The organism is Geodermatophilus sp. SYSU D01176, assembly GCF_054050015.1.
The window spans coordinates 1-16,717 of sequence record NZ_JBJGYN010000007.1; the positions used below are offsets into that span (position 1 = coordinate 1).

The following is a 16,717-nucleotide window of genomic DNA, read 5'->3' on the forward strand; positions in this document are numbered from 1 at the left end:
CCCACCCACCCCCCCACCCCCCCCCCCCCCCCCCCCCCCCCCCCCCCCCCCCCCCCCCCCCCCCCCCCCCCCCCCCCCCCCCCCCCCCCCCCCCCCCCCCCCCCCCCCCCCCCCCTCCCCCACGGTCCCGCGCCGCAGAGTGCTCAGCGCGGCCCTGAGCGGGCTCAGGGCCGACGTCGGTCCGGGCCGTGCGGACGGCGGCCGTGGTCACCAGCACACGGCCCCGCACCCACCCGGTCGCCGCCCCTTGGTTTCCGGCCGTGCGGACAGTGCTCCCGTGACGCGGACGGCGGACCCCGGCCCTGCACCAGGCCGGTCGGCCTCTCCGGTGCCGGAGGGGACTCCGGCACCGGACGGTGCGGACGGCGGACCCCGCGGACCGCTCTCCGGCAGCCCTGGGCCGCGAGGACACCGTGAGGGCGCCGTAGCGGCATCTCCCCTTCGCTGGCCCCATCGCCGGACGCGTGCCAGCGGCGGCGTCCCGGCCGTGCTGGCAGGGGCACGGCGGCCGAGGTCCCCGGCCTCACAGCGGTCCTCGGGGTGGTCGAGGGGCAGGTCAGCTGGCGAGACCGGCGGTCTCGCACGCGTCGCGGCCGGTGACGGTGCGAGATCGCCGATCGCGCCGCTGCGACGGCACGAACCGTCGACCGATCAGCACACCGCTGTCACCGGAACGACGAGGGCCCCTCCCCGCGACAGCGGGAAGGGGCCCTCGAGGTCGGGGCGGGCGGGGTCAGCCCTGGGCGTTCTGCCCGACGTAGTACTCGAACAGCAGGCCACCGATGGTGATCAGCAGCGCCGCGCCGGCCGTGATGATCAGCCACGGGTAGAAGAACGCCAGCGCCAGGCCCATCAGGCCGGCCGACAGCGCGATCCCGAACGGCCAGTAGCTGCCCGGGCTGAAGAAGCCCAGCTCGCCGGCGCCGTCGGCGATGTCGGCGTCCTTGCGGTCCTCCGGGCGGGCGTCGATACGCCGGGAGACGAACCAGAAGAAGCCGCCGACGAGGAACGTCAGTCCACCGGAGAGGACGAGCGCGGTCGTCCCGATCGGCTCGCGGGACCAGACGCCGTAGACGACGGCCGCGATGATGCAGAAGACCCCGATGCCGTTGAAGATGAGCGCTTCGACCTTCACGGTCGTCCCTCCTGCTGCGTGGTGTGCGGTGCGCGGGTGCCGGGCACGTCAGCCGTCGGCCCGCTGCGCGTCGTCGATCAGGTCGAACGGCGCGGTGCTCGTGGCCGCACCCGGCTGGCCGATGCTCTCCAGCGCGTCGTAGGTGCTCAGACCGGACTCCCGCGCGGCCAGGTAGGCGTCGTAGTCCTCCGCGGAGACCGCCCGCACCTCGAAGTTCATGTAGGCGTGGTAGGTGCCGCAGAGCTCGGCGCAGCGGCCCACGAAGGCGCCCTCCTCGCGGACGGTCACCTCGAAGACGTTGTCCCGGCCGTTCTCGTTGCCCGGGATGACGTCGAGCTTGAAGAGGAACTCCGGCACCCAGAACGAGTGGATGACGTCGGCCGACGCCAGCTCGAAACGGATGGTCTGGTCGGTCGGCAGCACGAGGATCGGGATCTCCTCGCTGTTGCCGACCGTGTTCACCGGCTCGCCGTCGTCCGCGGTGGTCTCCGGGTAGACGAACTGCCAGTTCCACTTGAAGGCGTTGACCGCGATGGTCACGTCGGGATCGGCGCTGCGCTCCTGCACCCGGTTCTGCACGACCACCGTGAAGAAGAACAGCCCGGCGATGATGAGGAACGGGATGATCGTGTAGACGATCTCCAACGGCAGGTTGTACGCCGTCTGCTTGGGCAACTCGTCCCCGCGCTTGCGGTGCATGACGACCGACCAGCCGATGAGCCCCCAGACCGCGAAACCGACGATCAGGGCGGCGATGACGGACCAGATCCAGAGGGTCCGCATCTCGTAGGCCTCGTCGGTGATCCCGTCGGGCCAGCCCCAGCGCCAGAACTCGTTGTTCGGGGTGCACCCGGTCAGGGCGAGTACCCCCAGGAGACCGAGCGCGGCGACCCGCGCGAGCCTGCTGCCTCGAGCCACTGCTCGCTGCCTCCTCGTCCTCGTCCGGTACGCCGGACGGTCTCTCGGCGCGCCGCCAGCCGGTGCCCGGCGAACGGCGCCTGTGCCGACCACAGTCTGCGGGGAGACTAGCCGACCCCGCACGGCGGCCGACCACCGGAGATGGGTTCCGGCGGGTCGAGGAGCCCGTGAGCTGCAGGGCGCCCTCGCGGCCGCGCCGGGACCGGACGACGGCCCGGCGGCGCGACGGTGAGCCCCCTCACCGACGTGCCCGCCCGGCGGGCGGCGCCGGTTACAGTCGAGGCCGTGTACTCCCGGCTGCTGACGCCCAAGTGGGTGCTGATGCACCTGGTGGTGGCCGCCCTCTTCGTCGCCACCTTCTTCCTGGGGTACTGGCAGCTGTCCAAGGCCGAGGCCGGCGGCGGCGCGGTGAACTGGAGCTACGCGCTGCAGTGGCCGCTGTACGGGTTCATGGGCCTCGGCTTCTACGTGAAGTTGTGCCTCGACGAGGTCCGCCGCGACCCCGACGAGGACGAGCCGGGCGCCGACCTGGTCCTCTACCAGCGGCCGCGCATCGACACCTCGGGTGACCCGGAACTGGCCGCCTACAACGCCTACCTCGCCGAGCTCAACGAGCGGGCGCTGCAGCAGCGGACCGAGCATGGCCGCTGAACCGACGACGGCCTCGCGCCTGCCCCACGCGCTGGCCCGCCGGGTGGGCCGCGACGTCCCCGCGGCCCTGACCCGCTACCGGGTGATGGCCTGGATCGTGGGCGTCCTGCTCATCGCGCTGATCCTGGTCGCCGTGCCGCTCAAGTACCTCGGCGGCATCGAGGGGCCGGTGACCGTCCTCGGCACCCTGCACGGCTGGCTCTACTTCGTCTTCTTCCTGACCGCCTGCGACCTCGCCCTGCGCGCCTCCTGGACGTTGCGCGGCACGGTTCTCACCCTGGTCGCAGGCACCGTTCCGATCCTGTCCTTCGTGGCCGAGCGCAACGCCACGCGCAAGACCCGCGCCGGCGCCCGCGTCTGACCCTGCCGCGGCCACTCCGCCCGGCACACGACGATCCCCGGAGAACCACGCCCATGTGCGGCCTGCTCGCCTACCTGTCCACAGACGCCGACCGTGTCGACGACACCCGCGTGAAGGAGGTCCGCGAGGCGCTGCACTGCCTGCGGCACCGCGGCCCCGACGAGACCCAGGTCTGGCACGACGCGCGGGTCGCCTTCGGCTTCAACCGGCTGGCGTTCATCGACATCGAGCACAGCCACCAACCGATGCCCTACGCCGACGGGCGCTACCGGATCGTCTTCAACGGCGAGATCTACAACTACGTCGAGCTGCGCCAGGAGCTCGCCGCGCTGGGCGCGCGGTTCGCCACCGAGGGCGACACCGAGGCGATCGTCGCGGGCTATCACCACTGGGGTCAGGACGTCGTCCGGCGGCTGCGTGGCATGTTCGCGTTCGTCATATGGGACACCCACACCGGGACGGCGTTCGGCGCGCGCGACCCCTTCGGCATCAAGCCGCTGTTCACCGCGCGCCTCGCCGACGGGGCGCTGGTCTTCAGCTCAGAGAAGAAGGCGCTGCTGGAGATGCTCGGCGGCAGCGACGCCGCGGGCGGCGTGGACTCCGCGTCCCTGCAGCACTACCTGACGCTGCAGTACGTGCCCGAGCCCGCCACGCTGCACCGTGGCGTCCGGCGGATCGAGAGCGGCACCAGCTTCACCGTGGTGGACGGCGAGCTGCACACCAGCCGCTACTTCCACCCGACCTTCCCCGTCCGGCCGGTGGCGCAGGACGAGCAGCAGGGGTTGTACGACCGGATCGCGGAGGTCCTCGACGACTCGGTGCGGGTGCACATGCGCGCCGACGTCACCGTCGGGTCGTTCCTCTCGGGCGGCATCGACTCCACCGCGATCGCGGCGCTGGCCAAGCGCTACAACCCCGACCTGATGACCTTCACGGTCGGCTTCGAGCGGGAGGGCTACTCGGAGATCGACGTCGCCGCCGAGTCGGCGGCCGCGATCGGCGTCGAGCACGTGACCAAGGTCGTCTCCCCGGAGGAGTTCGCCGAGTCGATCCCGCTGGTCGTCTGGTACCTCGACGACCCGGTCGCCGACCCCGCTCTCGTGCCGCTGTACTTCGTCGCTCGCGAGGCCCGCAAGCACGTGAAGGTCGTGCTCTCCGGCGAGGGCGCCGACGAGCTCTTCGGCGGCTACAACATCTACCGCGAGCCGCTCTCCCTGGCCGCGTTCGACCGGCTCCCCGGGGGCATCCGCCGGGCGCTGGGCGCGCTGTCGGCGCGGCTGCCCGACGGCATGCGCGGCAAGGACCTGCTCCGCCGCGGCTCCATCCCCCTCGAGCAGCGTTACTACGGCAACGCGCGGATCTTCCGGGACGACGAGCTCGGCTTCCTCGAGCGCCGCGACCCCGACCTGTCGCACGTGGCCGTCACCCGCGAGCTGTACGAGCGCACCCGGGCCGCGGGCTACGACGACGTGACCGCCATGCAGTACGTGGACCTGTTCACCTGGCTGCGCGGCGACATCCTGGTCAAGGCCGACAAGATGACCATGGCGAACTCCCTCGAGCTGCGGGTGCCCTTCCTCGACCCGGAGGTCTTCGCCGTGGCGGGCACGCTGCCGGTCGACCAGCGGGTGACGAAGGAGACGACGAAGTACGCGCTGCGGCGCGCGCTGGAGCAGATCGTCCCGGCCCACGTGCTCAACCGGCGCAAGCTCGGCTTCCCCGTGCCCACCCGCCACTGGCTGGCCGAGGACCTGCACGACTGGGCGCGGCAGGTCGTCGAGGAGAGCCAGACCGACGAGTGGCTCGACCGGCGGCAGGTCCTCTGGATGCTCGACGAGCACCGGGACAACCACCGGGCCGGCTCGTCCGTCGACCTCTCCCGCAAGCTGTGGACGCTCCTGGTCTTCATGGTCTGGCACGGCGTCTTCGTCGAGCAGCGCATCAAGCCCGAGGTCCCGGAGACCGTCTACCCGGTGCGGCTGTAGGGCGAGACGACGCAGCGCCCGGCTCCCCGTGAGGGGAACCGGGCGCTGCGTCGCGACGAGTGAGGTCCCGGAGGGTCTCCGCGAGGAACGACGGAGCGGCTCAACGCGTCAGGGGGACGCCAACCGTCCGCGGGGCGATCCGGAGGACCGCGGCGTCACGGCTCAGCTGAAGGAGTCGCCGCAGGCGCAGGAACCGGTCGCGTTCGGGTTGTCGATCGTGAAGCCCTGCTTCTCGATCGTGTCCACGAAGTCGATCACGGCGCCGCCGAGGTACGGGCCGCTCATCCGGTCGACGATGACCTCGACGCCGTCGAAGTCGTAGGTCTGGTCGCCGTCGAGGAAGCGCTCGTCGAAGAAGAGCTGGTAACGCAGGCCGGAGCAGCCGCCGGGCTGGACGGCGATGCGCAGGCGCAGGTCGTCGCGACCCTCCTGGTCCAGCAGCGCCTTGACCTTCGCGGCAGCCGGGTCGCTCAGGATGACGCCGGTGGCCGTGGTGTCCTGCACCGTCATGTTGGAAGTCCTCCCACGTTCGAGGGTGCCTGCTGCGGCACGTCCTGCAGCAGGCCAACACCGCCGGAGCGGAGCCTCTTCCCACTGTACGGGGTCCGGGGGCGTGCGGACCGGGATCGGCCGAGGTCACACGTAGACTCGCGGCCGTGAAGTTCCGTCTGCCCGGACGCCGCGACCGCACCGAGGCCGCGCCCGACCCCGCCGCCGACCTCACCACGCAGCTGGTGAAGGCGGGCGGCAAGGGCCGGCCCACACCCAAGCGCACCGAGGCCCAGGGACGCCGTCCCGGGCCTCCTCCGCCGCCGCCGACCACGCGCAAGGAGGCCTACAAGCGGATGCGCGAGCAGCAGGCGGCCAACCGCGGCACCGCCCGCGCCGCGGCCGCCCGCGGCGACGACAGCTACTTACCGGCCCGCGACCGCGGCCCGGTCCGCAAGCTGGTCCGCGACGTCGTCGACGCCCGCCGCAACGCCGGCAGCTTCTTCCTGCTCGTCGCGGCGCTGGTGCTCCTCGGCAACTTCGTGCCCAACGAGCAGGTGCGCAGCTACACCGTCTCCCTCTGGCTGGTCTTCTTCCTGGTGATCATCGCCGACTCGGTCTTCCTCGGCCGGCGAATCAAGAAGACGGTGCTCGAGCGCTTCCCGAACCAGGACCACAAGATGAAGGGCCTGGTCTGGTACGGCATCACCCGGGCCACCATGGTCCGCCGCTGGCGCTTCCCCAAGCCGGAGGTCGCGCTCGGCGCGAAGGTGTGAGCGGCCGTGGCTAGCGTCGGGCCCCGTGGAATCCCGACGCCTGGGCCGCTCCGGCCTCACCATCTCCGCGATCGCCTACGGCAACTGGCTCACGCACGGCGGCCAGGTCGAGGAGGACGCCGCGCACGCGTGCGTCCGCGCCGCCCTCGACGCCGGCATCACCACCTTCGACACCGCCGACGTCTACGCCGGCACCCGGGCCGAGGCGGTGCTCGGCCGTGCCCTGGCGGGTCAGCGCCGCGAGGGGCTCGAGGTCTTCACCAAGGTCTACTGGCCGACCGGCCCGGGCCACAACGACCGCGGCCTGTCCCGCAAGCACATCACCGAGAGCTGCCACGCCTCGCTGCGGCGGCTGCGGACCGACTACGTCGACCTCTACCAGGCGCACCGCTACGACCCCGCGGTGCCGCTGGAGGAGACGATGACCGCCTTCGCCGACCTGGTCCGGGCCGGCAAGGTGCTCTACGTCGGCGTCTCGGAGTGGAACGCCGAGGAGATCGTCGCCGGCGCGGCCCTCGCCCGTGAGCTCGGCGTCCAGCTGATCAGCAACCAGCCGCAGTACTCGATGCTGTGGCGGGTCATCGAGGACGAGGTCGTGCCCACCTCCGAGAAGGAAGGGCTGTCCCAGATCGTGTGGTCCCCGCTCGCCTAGGGGGTGCTCACCGGCAAGTACCTGCCCGGTCAGCAGCCGCCGGCAGACAGCCGGGGCGGGCACGCGGAGGCCGGGGGGTCGATGCGGCGCTTCCTGCGGGACGACGTCCTGACCCGGGTGCAGGGCCTGCGGCCGGTCGCCGACGACCTCGGCCTGTCCATGGCGCAGCTGGCCATCGCGTGGGTGCTGCAGAACCGCAACGTCGCGGCGGCGATCATCGGCGCGACCCGGCCCGAGCAGGTCCAGGACAACGTGGCGGCCGCCGGCGTGACGCTCGACCCCGGCGTCATGACCCGGATCGACGAGGTCCTCGGCGACGTCGTCGAGCGGGACCCCGCCAAGACCGCCCGCGGCTGAGGAGGACCACCGGAGATGGCCCCTCCTGCCGGGTCCCGGCGACCCCTGCAGGGTCCCGCCACGAGCTCGCGAGTGGCGGGGAGCAGGAGGTCCTTCCACGACGGGTGGGGAGGACGGGGTCGTCCCACAAGTGGCAGGGGCAGGGTGGTCCTTCGTCAGGTGGCGGCCAGGCCCATCGGCCCGTAGACCTCCTGCCCGCCGTCGAAGAGCGTCACCGTGGCGACCCCGCGCTCCAGCAGGTCGCGCCAGTTCTCCCCCAGCCAGGACTCCGCGTCGCCCTGGTTGTCCGCCCGCGGGACCTCGACCCCGATCGCGGCGGGGTCCAGTTCCGCTCCCGAGGGGTCCTCCAACCGCCAGTACCAGCTCATGCGCGCCGAGGTTAGCGAGCCGACGGCGGGCCCGCCGTGCCCGGAGTGTGACCTGCGCCTGGTTACCCCGGCGATCGTCGGGGGCATGTGAGGACATCGACAGCTCCCCTCGTCCGGAGGACCGATGACCGACCCCACCGCGGGTGCCACCCGCGCGACCGCCCCACCCGCCGCCCCCGAGGACGCCTCGACCGGCCAGCTCATCGGCCAGCTCACCGAGCAGATCAGCCGCCTGGTGCGGGACGAGGCCCGGCTCGCGCAGGCGGAGGTCACCCAGAAGGCCAAGCGGCTCGGCATCGGCGCCGGCCTGTTCGGCGGGGCCGGCCTGTTCGCCTTCTTCGGCCTGGCGGTGCTCATCGCCACCGCCGTCCTCGCCCTGGCCCTCGTGCTGCCCGCCTGGCTGGCCGCGCTGATCGTCGCGGTGGTGCTGTTCGCCGTCGCCGGCGTGCTGGCGCTGGTCGGCAAGAAGGACGTCGAGAAGAGCACCCCGCCGGTGCCCACCGAGGCCATCGCCAGTACCAGGGAAGACATCGCGACGGTAAAGGAGAGTGCGCGCCGGTGAGCACGCCAGCCAGCCAGGGCCCCGACGGGACGACGAACGGCCAGCCGCCGGCGAAGGACCCCGACGCCATCAAGGCCGACATCGAGGCCACCCGCGAGCAGCTCAGCCGTACCGTCGACGAGCTGTCGCACCGGCTCGACGTCCCCGAGCGTGCCCGCGAGAAGGCCTACCGGGCGCGCGACACCGCCGTGGAGACCTACCGGGAGAGCCCGCCCGCGGTCATCGGCGCCGGCGCCGGCGTGGCCGCGCTGCTGGGCCTGCTGGTCTGGCGCCGCCGCACCAAGGACCGTCGGGTCGCCCGGCGCGCGGCCAGGCGCGAGGCGAAGCGGGCCGCCAAGGTGGCCGCCGCGCGCCGCGCCGCCGCGGAGAAGGCGGCGAGGAAGACGGCGAAGCGGACTGCGAAGAAGGCGGCGAAGGCCCGCCGGGCCGTGAGGAGGACGAAGTGACCAGCAGCAAGGGAGCCAAGCTCGTCTACCGGCCGATCGGCCTGCTCGGCGGTGTCCTCGCCGGTGTCATCTCGGGCGCGGTCTTCAAGCAGGTCTGGAAGCGCGTGTCGAACGAGGAGGACGCGCCCGACGCGCTGCAGAGCGAGTACCGGATGCGCGAGGTCGTCCTCGCCGCGGCCCTGCAGGGCGCCATCTTCGCGGCCACCAAGGCGGCGATCGACCGGGCCGGCGCCCGCGGGTTCACCAAGCTGACCGGCAACTGGCCGGGCGACTGACGTGGCCGGCACCCGACACCGCGACAGCGCCGTCGACCGCATCAAGGAGCGGGTCGAGGAGAAGGCGGCCCGCCGGGCGGCGGCCAAGGCGGCGGAGGCCCGCGGGCCGCACCCCCGGGCCGACCAGCCGCCGCCCGGCGCGCCGAGCGAGGAGCAGCTACCCGGCATCCGTGCGGACAAGCCGACCGAGATCCCCTGGCGGGGCTGGAAGCAGATCGTCCGGCGCGCCTGGGCGGAGAACAACGCCGACAACATGCCGATCATCGGCGGCGGCGTCGCGTTCTTCGGCTTCCTGGCGATCTTCCCGGCGCTGATCGCGATGATGAACATCTACGGGCTGGTGGCCTCCCCGGAGACCGTGGCCCAGCAGGTGGAGGACCTCTCGGCACAGTTGCCGGAGAGCGCCGCCGACCTGATCGGGGACCAGCTCAACGCCATCGTCACCAACAGCGGCGGAGCGCTCAGCTTCGGGCTGGCCGCCTCCGTGCTCGGCGCGCTGTGGAGCGCCTCCGGTGGCGTCGGGAACCTGGTCACCGCGGTGAACCTCGCCTACGACGAGGTGGAGACGCGGGGCTTCATCAAGCGCAAGGCCATCTCCCTGGGGCTGACGCTCGGCGCGATCGTCTTCGTGCTGATCACCTTCACGCTCGTCGCGGTGGTCCCGAACGTCCTGGACGCGCTGCCGCTGGGCCCGTTCGCCACGGTCCTCGCGCAGGTGGTCCGGTGGGTCGTGCTGCTCGGGATCTTCGCCGGGTCGCTGGCGGTGCTCTACCGGGTCGCCCCGGACCGGGACGCCCCGCGGCTGCGCTGGGTGAGCCTCGGTGCCGTCTTCGTCACGGTGATCTGGGCGCTCGTCAGCCTCGGTTTCAGCATCTACGTCGACAACTTCGGGTCCTACGACAAGACCTACGGGGCGATCGCCGGCGTGATCGTGCTGATGCTGTGGCTGTACCTGACCTGCTACCTGATCCTGCTCGGAGCGGAGATCAACTCCGAGGCCGAGCACCAGACGGCGGAGGACACCACGCAGGGCCCGCCCCAGCCGATGGGCGAGCGCGACGCCACGATGGCCGACTCGCTGCCCGACCCTCCGGTGCCCACCAAGGAGTCACACCCCCGCAGCTGAACCGCTCAGCGCACGTGCGAGGGGACGAAGGGCGGCCGCACGACCTGCACGGTCTGCGGCCGCCCGCGCACGTCGACGGCCAGCTCGGTGCCCTCCGCCACGCCGGAGGCGGTGTCGATCAGCGCCAGGGCGATGCCGGTGCGCAGGGACGGCGAGAAGGTGCCGCTGGTGACCTCGCCGACGCGGGCGCCGTCGGCCTCCAGGACGGCCATGCCCCGCCGCGGGATGCCACGGCCGGTCGCGCGCAGACCCCACAGCAGGCGGGCCGGCCCCGCCTCCTTCTCGGCCAGCAGGGCCTCCCGGCCCCAGAACGCCGGCTTGCGCCAGCCCACCGCCCAGCCGGCACGGGCCTGCACCGGGGTGATGTCGGGCGAGAGCTCGTGGCCGTGCAGCGGGTAACCCATCTCGGTGCGCAGCGTGTCGCGGGCACCCAGCCCGCACAGCCGCAGCCCCTCGTCCCGCCCCGTCTCGACCAGCACGTCCCACAGCTCCCCGGCGCGGTCGGCGGCCACGAGCACCTCGTAGCCGTGCTCGCCGGTGTAGCCGGTGCGGCAGACGGTGACCTCGGCGGAGCCGCCGCCGATGCCGGTCACGAAGGACATGTAGGGCAGCTCGCCGGGCAGCCCCAGGAACGCCAGCAGCTGCGCCGACCGCGGCCCCTGGACGGCCAGGACGGCGACCTCGGTGTGCCGGTCGGTGACCGTCACCCCGGCCGGCGCGGCGTCGGTCAGCCGGGCCACCACCTCGGCGGCGTTCGCGGCGTTCGGCACCAGCAGGACGTCGTCCGGGCCGTGCAGGTAGACGATCAGGTCGTCGACGACGCCTCCGGCGCGCGGGTCGCCGTCGGGCAGGCAGCACATCGTGTACTGCGCCTGGCCGGGCCCGATGCGGGACAGGTCGTTGGTCAGGCAGCTGTCGACGAACGCCGCCGCCCCCGGTCCGCGGACCGTGGCCGTGCCCAGGTGCGAGACGTCGAACAGGCCCACCCCGGTGCGGACCGCCTCGTGCTCGGCCAGCACCCCGCCGCCGGCGTACTCGATGGGCATCGACCAGCCACCGAAGTCGGCGAGCTTGGCGCCGGCCGCGACGTGCCGGTCGTGCAGGGGCGAGGTCCGCGCGGTCACCCCCAGACGCTATCGGTGCCGGCAGTGGCTGGGTGGCCCTCCTGCAGGGGCCCGCCGTGAGCCGGCGAACGGTGGGGGCAGGAGGGTCCTTCTACGATCGAGCGGTGCCGCCGACGATCACCGCCACCGACCGCCCGCTCGAGAAGCTCTCCGCCGACGCCGTGGTCGTCGGTGTCGGCAAGGGACCCGACGGCCTCCTGCCCACACCCGGCGCGGAGGCCGTCGACCGGCTGCTGGGCGGCCGGCTGCTGGGCGCCCTCGCCGACCTGGGCGCCCGCGGCGCCGAGGACGAGGTCACCCGGGTCGCCTCCCTAGGCCAGGGCCCGTTCCCCGTGGTCGCCGCCGTCGGCCTCGGCGCGCCCATGACCGGTGGGGGGTACTCCCCCGAGGCCGTCCGCCGCGCCGCCGGCGCCGCGAGCCGGGCGCTGTCGGGCCGCGCGTCGGTGGTCACCCTGCTGGCCGCGGTCGGCGGGACGCCGGACGAGCAGCGGCTGCACGCCGTCGGTGAGGGCAGCCTGCTCGGCGCCTACGAGTTCACCGCGTACAAGTCCGACACCGACGGCCGCCCCACCCCGCCGCGGGAGTTCACCGTCGTCGTCCCCGGCGCCGGGGACGCCAAGGCCCCGCTGCAGCGCGCCCGTGCGGTCGCCGGCGCCGTCGCGCTGGTGCGGGACCTGGTCAACACCCCGCCCAACGACCTCTACCCCGCCGAGCTGGCCGCCCGCGGCGCGGCCGCCGGGAAGGCGGCCGGGCTCAAGGTCGAGGTGCTCGACGAGCAGGCGCTGGCCGCCGGCGGCTACGGCGGGGTCCTCGCCGTCGGCGGCGGTTCCGCGCGCGGGCCGCGCCTGCTGCGGCTGACCTACGCCGGGAAGAAGGCGCGCACGAAGATCGCGCTGGTCGGGAAGGGCATCACCTTCGACAGCGGCGGCCTGTCGATCAAGCCGGCCGCGAACATGCACCACATGACCAGCGACATGGCCGGCGCCGCCGCCGTGATCGCCACCGTCTGCCTGGTCGCCGAGCTCGGCCTGCCGGTCGAGGTCACCGCCACCGTGCCCATCGCCGAGAACCTGCCCAGCGGCACCGCCTACCGCCCTGCCGACGTGGTGACCTTCCGCAACGGCAAGAAGGCGGAGATCACCAACACCGACGCCGAGGGCCGCGTGATCCTGGCCGACGCCCTCGCGCGGGCCGCCGAGGACTCCCCCGACGCCATCCTGGAGACCTCCACGCTCACCGGCGCGCAGCTGGTCGCCCTCGGCTCGCGCACCGCCGGTGTCATGGGCAGTGACGACATGCGCGACGCCGTCGTGGCCGCCTCCGGCCGCAGCGGCGAGGCGATGTGGGCCATGCCGATGCCCGACGAGCTGCGCCGCGGGCTGGACTCGCCGATCGCCGACTTCGTCAACGCCAACGCCGACCGGATGGGCGGGATGCTCGTCGGGGCGCACTTCCTCGCCGAGTTCGTGCCGGCCGGGGTGCCGTGGGCGCACATCGACATCGCCGGCCCGAGCTACAACACCGGCTCGCCGTGGGGCTACACGCCCAAGGGCGGCACCGGCGTCCCCGTGCGCACGCTCCTGGCCACCATCGAGGACCTCATCGCCGCCAGGTGACGGACGGGAACGGCCTCACCCCTCGCAGGCTCGGGCCGAGCCTGCGAGGGGTGAGGAGGACGGGGTCCTTCACCGAGGGGAAGGGGGACGGGGGTCCTTGTTCCAGTCCCGCATCCGCTGCGGGTAGCCGGTCACCTGCGCGTCGTAGACGGGGATGCCGAGCTCGCGCGAGAGCCGTCGGGCGGTCTCCGGGCCGTCGATCCGGCGCCGCGTCCACTCGCCGTCCGCGGCGACGAGGACGATCGTGGTCTCCGTGACCGCCGTCCGGGGTTCGACGTACCCCTCGACACCCCGGCGGCTGGCGACGAACTGCTCGAGGTGGGCGACGTCGGCCCGCTCGGAGCCGCGGTCGAGCGTGCCCCGGCCCGGTGCCTTCCGCCGCGATCGGCCCCACAGCCCCATGCCCGCTCCCGTCGCTCCGGCGTCGCGCTGGCGTCCCGACGTCAGCCGTGGCAACGGTGCTGCCCGCGACCGCGTTCCCGGAGTGGCAGGATGGGCGAGGATCATCCTCCGCCCGTGTGGACGGGACGGGACCCCGGCATTCGAGGAGACCTCGTGAGCTCACCCACCTCCCCCGCCGACCTGGTCATCCTCGGTGGTGGCTCGGGTGGCTACGCCGCCGCGCTGCGGGCCGCCGAACTCGGCATGTCCGTCGTCCTCGTCGAGAAGGACAAGGTCGGCGGCACCTGCCTGCACCGTGGCTGCATCCCCACCAAGGCCCTGCTGCACGCCGGCGAGGTCGCCGACATGGCCCGCGAGGGTGAGCAGTTCGGTGTCAAGACGTCGCTGGCCGGCATCGACATGGACGGCGTCAACGGCTACAAGGACGGCGTCGTCTCCCGGCTCTACAAGGGCCTGCAGGGGCTGATCAAGAGCCGCAAGATCCAGTACGTGGAGGGCGAGGGCCGACTGGTCTCCCCCACCGCGGTCGAGGTCGGTGGGCAGCGCTACGAGGGCAAGCACGTGCTGCTGGCGACCGGCTCCTACGCCCGCTCCCTGCCCGGCCTCGAGATCGACGGCACCCGGGTCATCACCAGCGACCACGCGCTGGACATGGACCGGGTACCGGCCTCGGCGATCATCCTCGGCGGCGGTGTCATCGGCTGCGAGTTCGCCAGCGCCTGGAAGTCCTTCGGCGTCGACGTCACCATCATCGAGGCCCTGCCGCACCTGGTCCCGCTCGAGGACGAGGCCTCCTCCAAGCTCCTGGAGCGCGCCTTCCGCCGCCGCAAGATCGGCTTCGAGCTCGGGAGCCGCTTCTCGGGCGTGCAGAACACCGAGAACGGCGTCAAGGTGTCGCTGGAGAACGGCAAGGAGTTCGAGGCCGAGCTGCTGCTCGTGGCCGTGGGCCGCGGCCCGGTCAGCCAGGGCCTGGGCTACGAGGAGGCCGGCGTCGCCATCGAGCGCGGCTACGTGCTCGTCGACGAGTACCTCCGCACCAACGTGCCCACCATCTCCGCCGTCGGGGACCTGATCCCGACCCTGCAGCTGGCCCACGTCGGCTTCGCCGAGGGCATCTTCGTCGCCGAGCGGCTGGCCGGCCTCGAGCCCGCGCCGATCGACTACGCCGGCGTCCCGCGGATCACCTACTCCGAGCCCGAGGTCGCCTCGGTCGGCCTCACCGAGGCCCAGGCCAAGGAGCGCTACGGCGAGGTCAAGACCCTCACCTACGACCTCGGCGGCAACGGCCGCAGCCAGATCCTCAAGACCGCGGGCGCGGTCAAGCTCGTGCAGGCCGTCGACGGTCCGGTCGTCGGCGTGCACATGGTCGGCAGCCGGGTCGGCGAGCTGATCGCCGAGGCGCAGCTGATCTACAACTGGGAGGCCGAGGCCGACGACGTCGCCGCCCTCATCCACCCGCACCCGACGCAGAGCGAGGCCCTGGGTGAGGCCCACCTCGCACTCGCCGGCAAGCCGCTGCACGTCCACGGCTGACCGCACCACCCCTCCACCCCACCCTGCGCCAGAAGGAGCCCTGCCCCGATGCCGACCTCCGTCACCATGCCCGCCCTGGGCGAGAGCGTCACCGAGGGCACGGTCACCCGATGGCTCAAGCAGGAGGGTGAGCAGGTCGAGGTCGACGAGCCCCTCCTCGAGGTCTCGACCGACAAGGTCGACACCGAGATCCCGTCGCCGGCCGCCGGTGTGCTGACCAAGATCCTGGTCGCGGAGGACGAGACCGTCGACGTCGGCGCCGAGCTCGCCGTCATCGGTGGGGACGGCGACGGGGGCGCCTCCGGAGGGCCGGCGTCCGCCGAGGACGAGTCCACCACGCCGCAGACGCCCGTCGACCAGGTCGAGGACGCCGGTCCCGGCCCGTCCGACGAGCCGCAGCCGGCCCCGGCCCCGGCCTCGGCCGACGGCGGCTCCGGTGGCGGTGGCGGTGGCGGTGGCGGCCAGGGGACGCCGGTGACCATGCCGGCGCTCGGCGAGAGCGTCACCGAGGGCACCGTCACCCGCTGGCTGAAGTCCGTCGGCGACGAGGTGACCGCCGACGAGCCGCTGCTCGAGGTCTCCACCGACAAGGTGGACACCGAGATCCCCGCGCCGGTGTCGGGCACCCTGCTGTCGATCTCGGTCAACGAGGACGAGACCGTCGACGTCGGCGCCGAGCTCGCCGTCATCGGCTCCGGTGCGGCCGGCGGCGGTGCGCCCGCCGCGGCGCTGGCCGCCCCGGCGCAGCAGGAGCCGCAGTCCGCGCAGGAGCCGAGGGAGCCGGCGCCCCCCGCGCAGGCGACCCGGCCCACCCCGCAGGCCGACCCGACGCCGCAGCGGGCGCAGCCGGCGTCCGAGCAGCCCGGCGCCGACTACGGCTCGGGCGGGGTGCTGCCCAGCACGTCGCCCACCGACGCCCCCTCCCCGGCCCAGGCGGTCGCCCCCCAGGCACCCGCCGCGCCGAAGGCCCCGTCCGCGGAGCCCGCCGGTGACGGTGGCGGGCAGTACGTCACCCCGCTGGTGCGCCGGCTGGCCGCCGAGCGCGGCGTGGACCTGTCCTCGGTGACCGGTACCGGCGTCGGCGGGCGGATCCGCAAGCAGGACGTCATCGCCGCCGCCGAGAAGGCCGCCGCGCCGGCGCCGGCCCCGGCCGCCGCGGCGACGGGCCGGCCGGCACCGAGCCCCTCGCCGGCCGCCCAGCCGGACACCTCGCTGCGCGGGCGCACCGAGAAGCTCTCCCGGCTGCGCACCGTCATCGCGCGGCGGATGGTGGAGTCGCTGCAGGTCAGCGCCCAGCTGACGACGGTCGTCGAGGCCGACGTCACGGCCATCGCCCGGCTGCGGGACCGTGCCAAGCGGGACTTCGAGGCCCGCGAGGGCGTCAAGCTGTCCTTCCTGCCGTTCTTCGCCAAGGCCGCGGTCGAGGCGCTCAAGGCCCACCCGGCCGTGAACTCCTCGATCGACCTCGAGGCCGGCACGGTGACCTACCACGACGCCGAGAACCTGGGCGTCGCGGTCGACACCGAGCGCGGCCTGCTCGTGCCGGTCATCCGGGACGCCGGCGACCTGAGCATCGGCGGGCTGGCCCGCAAGATCGCCGACCTGGCCGAGCGGACCCGCACCAACAAGGTCACCCCGGACGAGCTCGGCGGCGGCACCTTCACGCTGACCAACACCGGCAGCCGCGGGGCGCTGTTCGACACGCCGATCATCAACCAGCCGCAGGTGGCGATCCTCGGCGTCGGCACCGTGGTCAAGCGCCCGGTCGTCGTCCAGGACCCCGGCCTCGGCGAGGTCATCGCGGTCCGGTCGATGGTCTACCTGGCGCTGACCTACGACCACCGGATCGTCGACGGCGCCGACGCGGCCCGCTTCCTGGGCACGGTGAAGGAGCGGCTGGAGGCCGGTCAGTTCCACGGGGAGCTCGGCCTCTCCTGAACC

17 protein-coding genes and 1 pseudogene are annotated in these 16,717 nt (G+C 73.3%); 12 read left to right on the plus strand and 6 right to left on the minus strand.

The window, feature by feature from the left end:
• Nucleotides 1-733: 733 nt before the first annotated feature.
• Together ACI78Z_RS06010 and ctaC are read right to left on the minus strand one after the other, a co-directional pair.
• Complete coding sequence (locus ACI78Z_RS06010) at nt 734-1,135, minus strand: cytochrome c oxidase subunit 4 (protein ID WP_457035617.1); 402 nt, start codon at nt 1,133-1,135, stop codon at nt 734-736.
• A 48-nt stretch (nt 1,136-1,183) separates the two neighbouring features.
• The gene (gene ctaC / locus ACI78Z_RS06015; protein ID WP_457035618.1) at nt 1,184-2,053 is read right to left on the minus strand and encodes an aa3-type cytochrome oxidase subunit II; all 870 of its coding nucleotides are present in this window, start codon (nt 2,051-2,053) and stop codon (nt 1,184-1,186) included.
• Between the two features lie 285 nt (nt 2,054-2,338).
• On the opposite strand from ctaC, the gene ACI78Z_RS06020 reads away from it, so the two are divergent.
• The 3 genes from ACI78Z_RS06020 to asnB are packed head-to-tail and all read left to right on the plus strand — an operon-like array spanning nt 2,339 to nt 5,050.
• A complete protein-coding gene (locus tag ACI78Z_RS06020; RefSeq protein ID WP_457035619.1) occupies nt 2,339-2,704 on the plus strand; it encodes a metalloprotease in 366 nt (121 codons plus the stop codon).
• Complete coding sequence (locus ACI78Z_RS06025; RefSeq protein ID WP_457035620.1) at nt 2,694-3,065, plus strand: DUF3817 domain-containing protein; 372 nt, start codon at nt 2,694-2,696, stop codon at nt 3,063-3,065. The genes ACI78Z_RS06020 and ACI78Z_RS06025 overlap by 11 nt, the downstream gene beginning before the upstream one ends.
• Before the next feature lie 53 nt (nt 3,066-3,118).
• Nucleotides 3,119-5,050 (plus strand): asparagine synthase (glutamine-hydrolyzing), encoded by a 1,932-nt coding sequence (asnB, locus tag ACI78Z_RS06030; RefSeq protein WP_457035621.1) that lies wholly within the window; start codon nt 3,119-3,121, stop codon nt 5,048-5,050.
• Nucleotides 5,051-5,212: 162 nt separating this feature from the next.
• On the opposite strand, the gene ACI78Z_RS06035 is transcribed toward asnB, so the two are convergent.
• The gene (locus ACI78Z_RS06035) at nt 5,213-5,560 is read right to left on the minus strand and encodes a HesB/IscA family protein (protein WP_448607882.1); all 348 of its coding nucleotides are present in this window, start codon (nt 5,558-5,560) and stop codon (nt 5,213-5,215) included.
• Between the two features lie 146 nt (nt 5,561-5,706).
• Here ACI78Z_RS06035 and ACI78Z_RS06040 point away from each other — a divergent pair, with 146 nt between their 5' ends.
• Nucleotides 5,707-6,315 carry a DUF3043 domain-containing protein gene (locus ACI78Z_RS06040; protein ID WP_457035622.1) on the plus strand — a complete coding sequence of 203 codons (609 nt, stop codon included), beginning with the start codon at nt 5,707-5,709 and terminating at the stop codon, nt 6,313-6,315.
• A 25-nt stretch (nt 6,316-6,340) separates the two neighbouring features.
• A pseudogene (locus ACI78Z_RS06045) lies at nt 6,341-7,324 on the plus strand (aldo/keto reductase family protein).
• 155 nt (nt 7,325-7,479) lie between these two features.
• Here the strand turns inward: ACI78Z_RS06045 and ACI78Z_RS06050 are convergent.
• Complete coding sequence (locus ACI78Z_RS06050; RefSeq protein WP_457035623.1) at nt 7,480-7,692, minus strand: hypothetical protein; 213 nt, start codon at nt 7,690-7,692, stop codon at nt 7,480-7,482.
• A gap of 124 nt (nt 7,693-7,816) precedes the next feature.
• Between ACI78Z_RS06050 and ACI78Z_RS06055 the strand changes: the two genes are divergently transcribed.
• Genes ACI78Z_RS06055 through ACI78Z_RS06070 form a run of 4 tightly spaced genes read left to right on the plus strand, consistent with a single transcriptional unit; the run spans nt 7,817 to nt 10,101 of the window.
• Nucleotides 7,817-8,254, plus strand: a complete 438-nt coding sequence (locus ACI78Z_RS06055) for a phage holin family protein (protein WP_457035624.1) — start codon at nt 7,817-7,819, stop codon at nt 8,252-8,254.
• Nucleotides 8,251-8,700 carry a DUF3618 domain-containing protein gene (locus ACI78Z_RS06060; protein WP_457035625.1) on the plus strand — a complete coding sequence of 150 codons (450 nt, stop codon included), beginning with the start codon at nt 8,251-8,253 and terminating at the stop codon, nt 8,698-8,700. The genes ACI78Z_RS06055 and ACI78Z_RS06060 overlap by 4 nt, the downstream gene beginning before the upstream one ends.
• Nucleotides 8,697-8,975 carry a DUF4235 domain-containing protein gene (locus ACI78Z_RS06065; protein WP_457035626.1) on the plus strand — a complete coding sequence of 93 codons (279 nt, stop codon included), beginning with the start codon at nt 8,697-8,699 and terminating at the stop codon, nt 8,973-8,975. The genes ACI78Z_RS06060 and ACI78Z_RS06065 overlap by 4 nt, the downstream gene beginning before the upstream one ends.
• Before the next feature lies 1 nt (nt 8,976).
• Complete coding sequence (locus ACI78Z_RS06070) at nt 8,977-10,101, plus strand: YihY/virulence factor BrkB family protein (RefSeq protein ID WP_457035627.1); 1,125 nt, start codon at nt 8,977-8,979, stop codon at nt 10,099-10,101.
• A gap of 5 nt (nt 10,102-10,106) precedes the next feature.
• Here the strand turns inward: ACI78Z_RS06070 and gcvT are convergent, their stop codons facing one another.
• Complete coding sequence (gcvT, locus tag ACI78Z_RS06075; RefSeq protein ID WP_457035628.1) at nt 10,107-11,225, minus strand: glycine cleavage system aminomethyltransferase GcvT; 1,119 nt, start codon at nt 11,223-11,225, stop codon at nt 10,107-10,109.
• 104 nt (nt 11,226-11,329) lie between these two features.
• Between gcvT and ACI78Z_RS06080 the strand changes: the two genes are divergently transcribed.
• Complete coding sequence (locus ACI78Z_RS06080) at nt 11,330-12,841, plus strand: leucyl aminopeptidase (RefSeq protein WP_457035629.1); 1,512 nt, start codon at nt 11,330-11,332, stop codon at nt 12,839-12,841.
• Between the two features lie 69 nt (nt 12,842-12,910).
• Here ACI78Z_RS06080 and ACI78Z_RS06085 read toward each other — a convergent pair whose 3' ends face one another.
• On the minus strand, nt 12,911-13,243 hold the full coding sequence (locus tag ACI78Z_RS06085; protein WP_457035630.1) for an oxidoreductase: 333 nt from the start codon (nt 13,241-13,243) through the stop codon (nt 12,911-12,913).
• Between the two features lie 153 nt (nt 13,244-13,396).
• Here ACI78Z_RS06085 and lpdA point away from each other — a divergent pair, with 153 nt between their 5' ends.
• Together lpdA and sucB are read left to right on the plus strand one after the other, a co-directional pair.
• Nucleotides 13,397-14,776 (plus strand): dihydrolipoyl dehydrogenase, encoded by a 1,380-nt coding sequence (gene lpdA / locus ACI78Z_RS06090; protein WP_457035631.1) that lies wholly within the window; start codon nt 13,397-13,399, stop codon nt 14,774-14,776.
• 48 nt (nt 14,777-14,824) lie between these two features.
• Nucleotides 14,825-16,714: a 2-oxoglutarate dehydrogenase, E2 component, dihydrolipoamide succinyltransferase gene (sucB, locus tag ACI78Z_RS06095; RefSeq protein ID WP_457035632.1), complete on the plus strand. Its 1,890-nt coding sequence runs from the start codon at nt 14,825-14,827 to the stop codon at nt 16,712-16,714.
• The last annotated feature ends 3 nt before the right edge of the window (nt 16,715-16,717 follow it).

Coding starts and splice junctions, on each gene's coding strand:
- ACI78Z_RS06025 (WP_457035620.1), top strand. CDS start 2,694: ATGGCCGCTGAACCGACGACGGCCTCGCGCCTGCCCCACGCGCTGGCC.
- asnB (WP_457035621.1), top strand. CDS start 3,119: ATGTGCGGCCTGCTCGCCTACCTGTCCACAGACGCCGACCGTGTCGAC.
- ACI78Z_RS06035 (WP_448607882.1), bottom strand. CDS start 5,560: ATGACGGTGCAGGACACCACGGCCACCGGCGTCATCCTGAGCGACCCG.
- ACI78Z_RS06050 (WP_457035623.1), bottom strand. CDS start 7,692: ATGAGCTGGTACTGGCGGTTGGAGGACCCCTCGGGAGCGGAACTGGAC.
- ACI78Z_RS06055 (WP_457035624.1), top strand. CDS start 7,817: ATGACCGACCCCACCGCGGGTGCCACCCGCGCGACCGCCCCACCCGCC.
- ACI78Z_RS06085 (WP_457035630.1), bottom strand. CDS start 13,243: ATGGGGCTGTGGGGCCGATCGCGGCGGAAGGCACCGGGCCGGGGCACG.
- sucB (WP_457035632.1), top strand. CDS start 14,825: ATGCCGACCTCCGTCACCATGCCCGCCCTGGGCGAGAGCGTCACCGAG.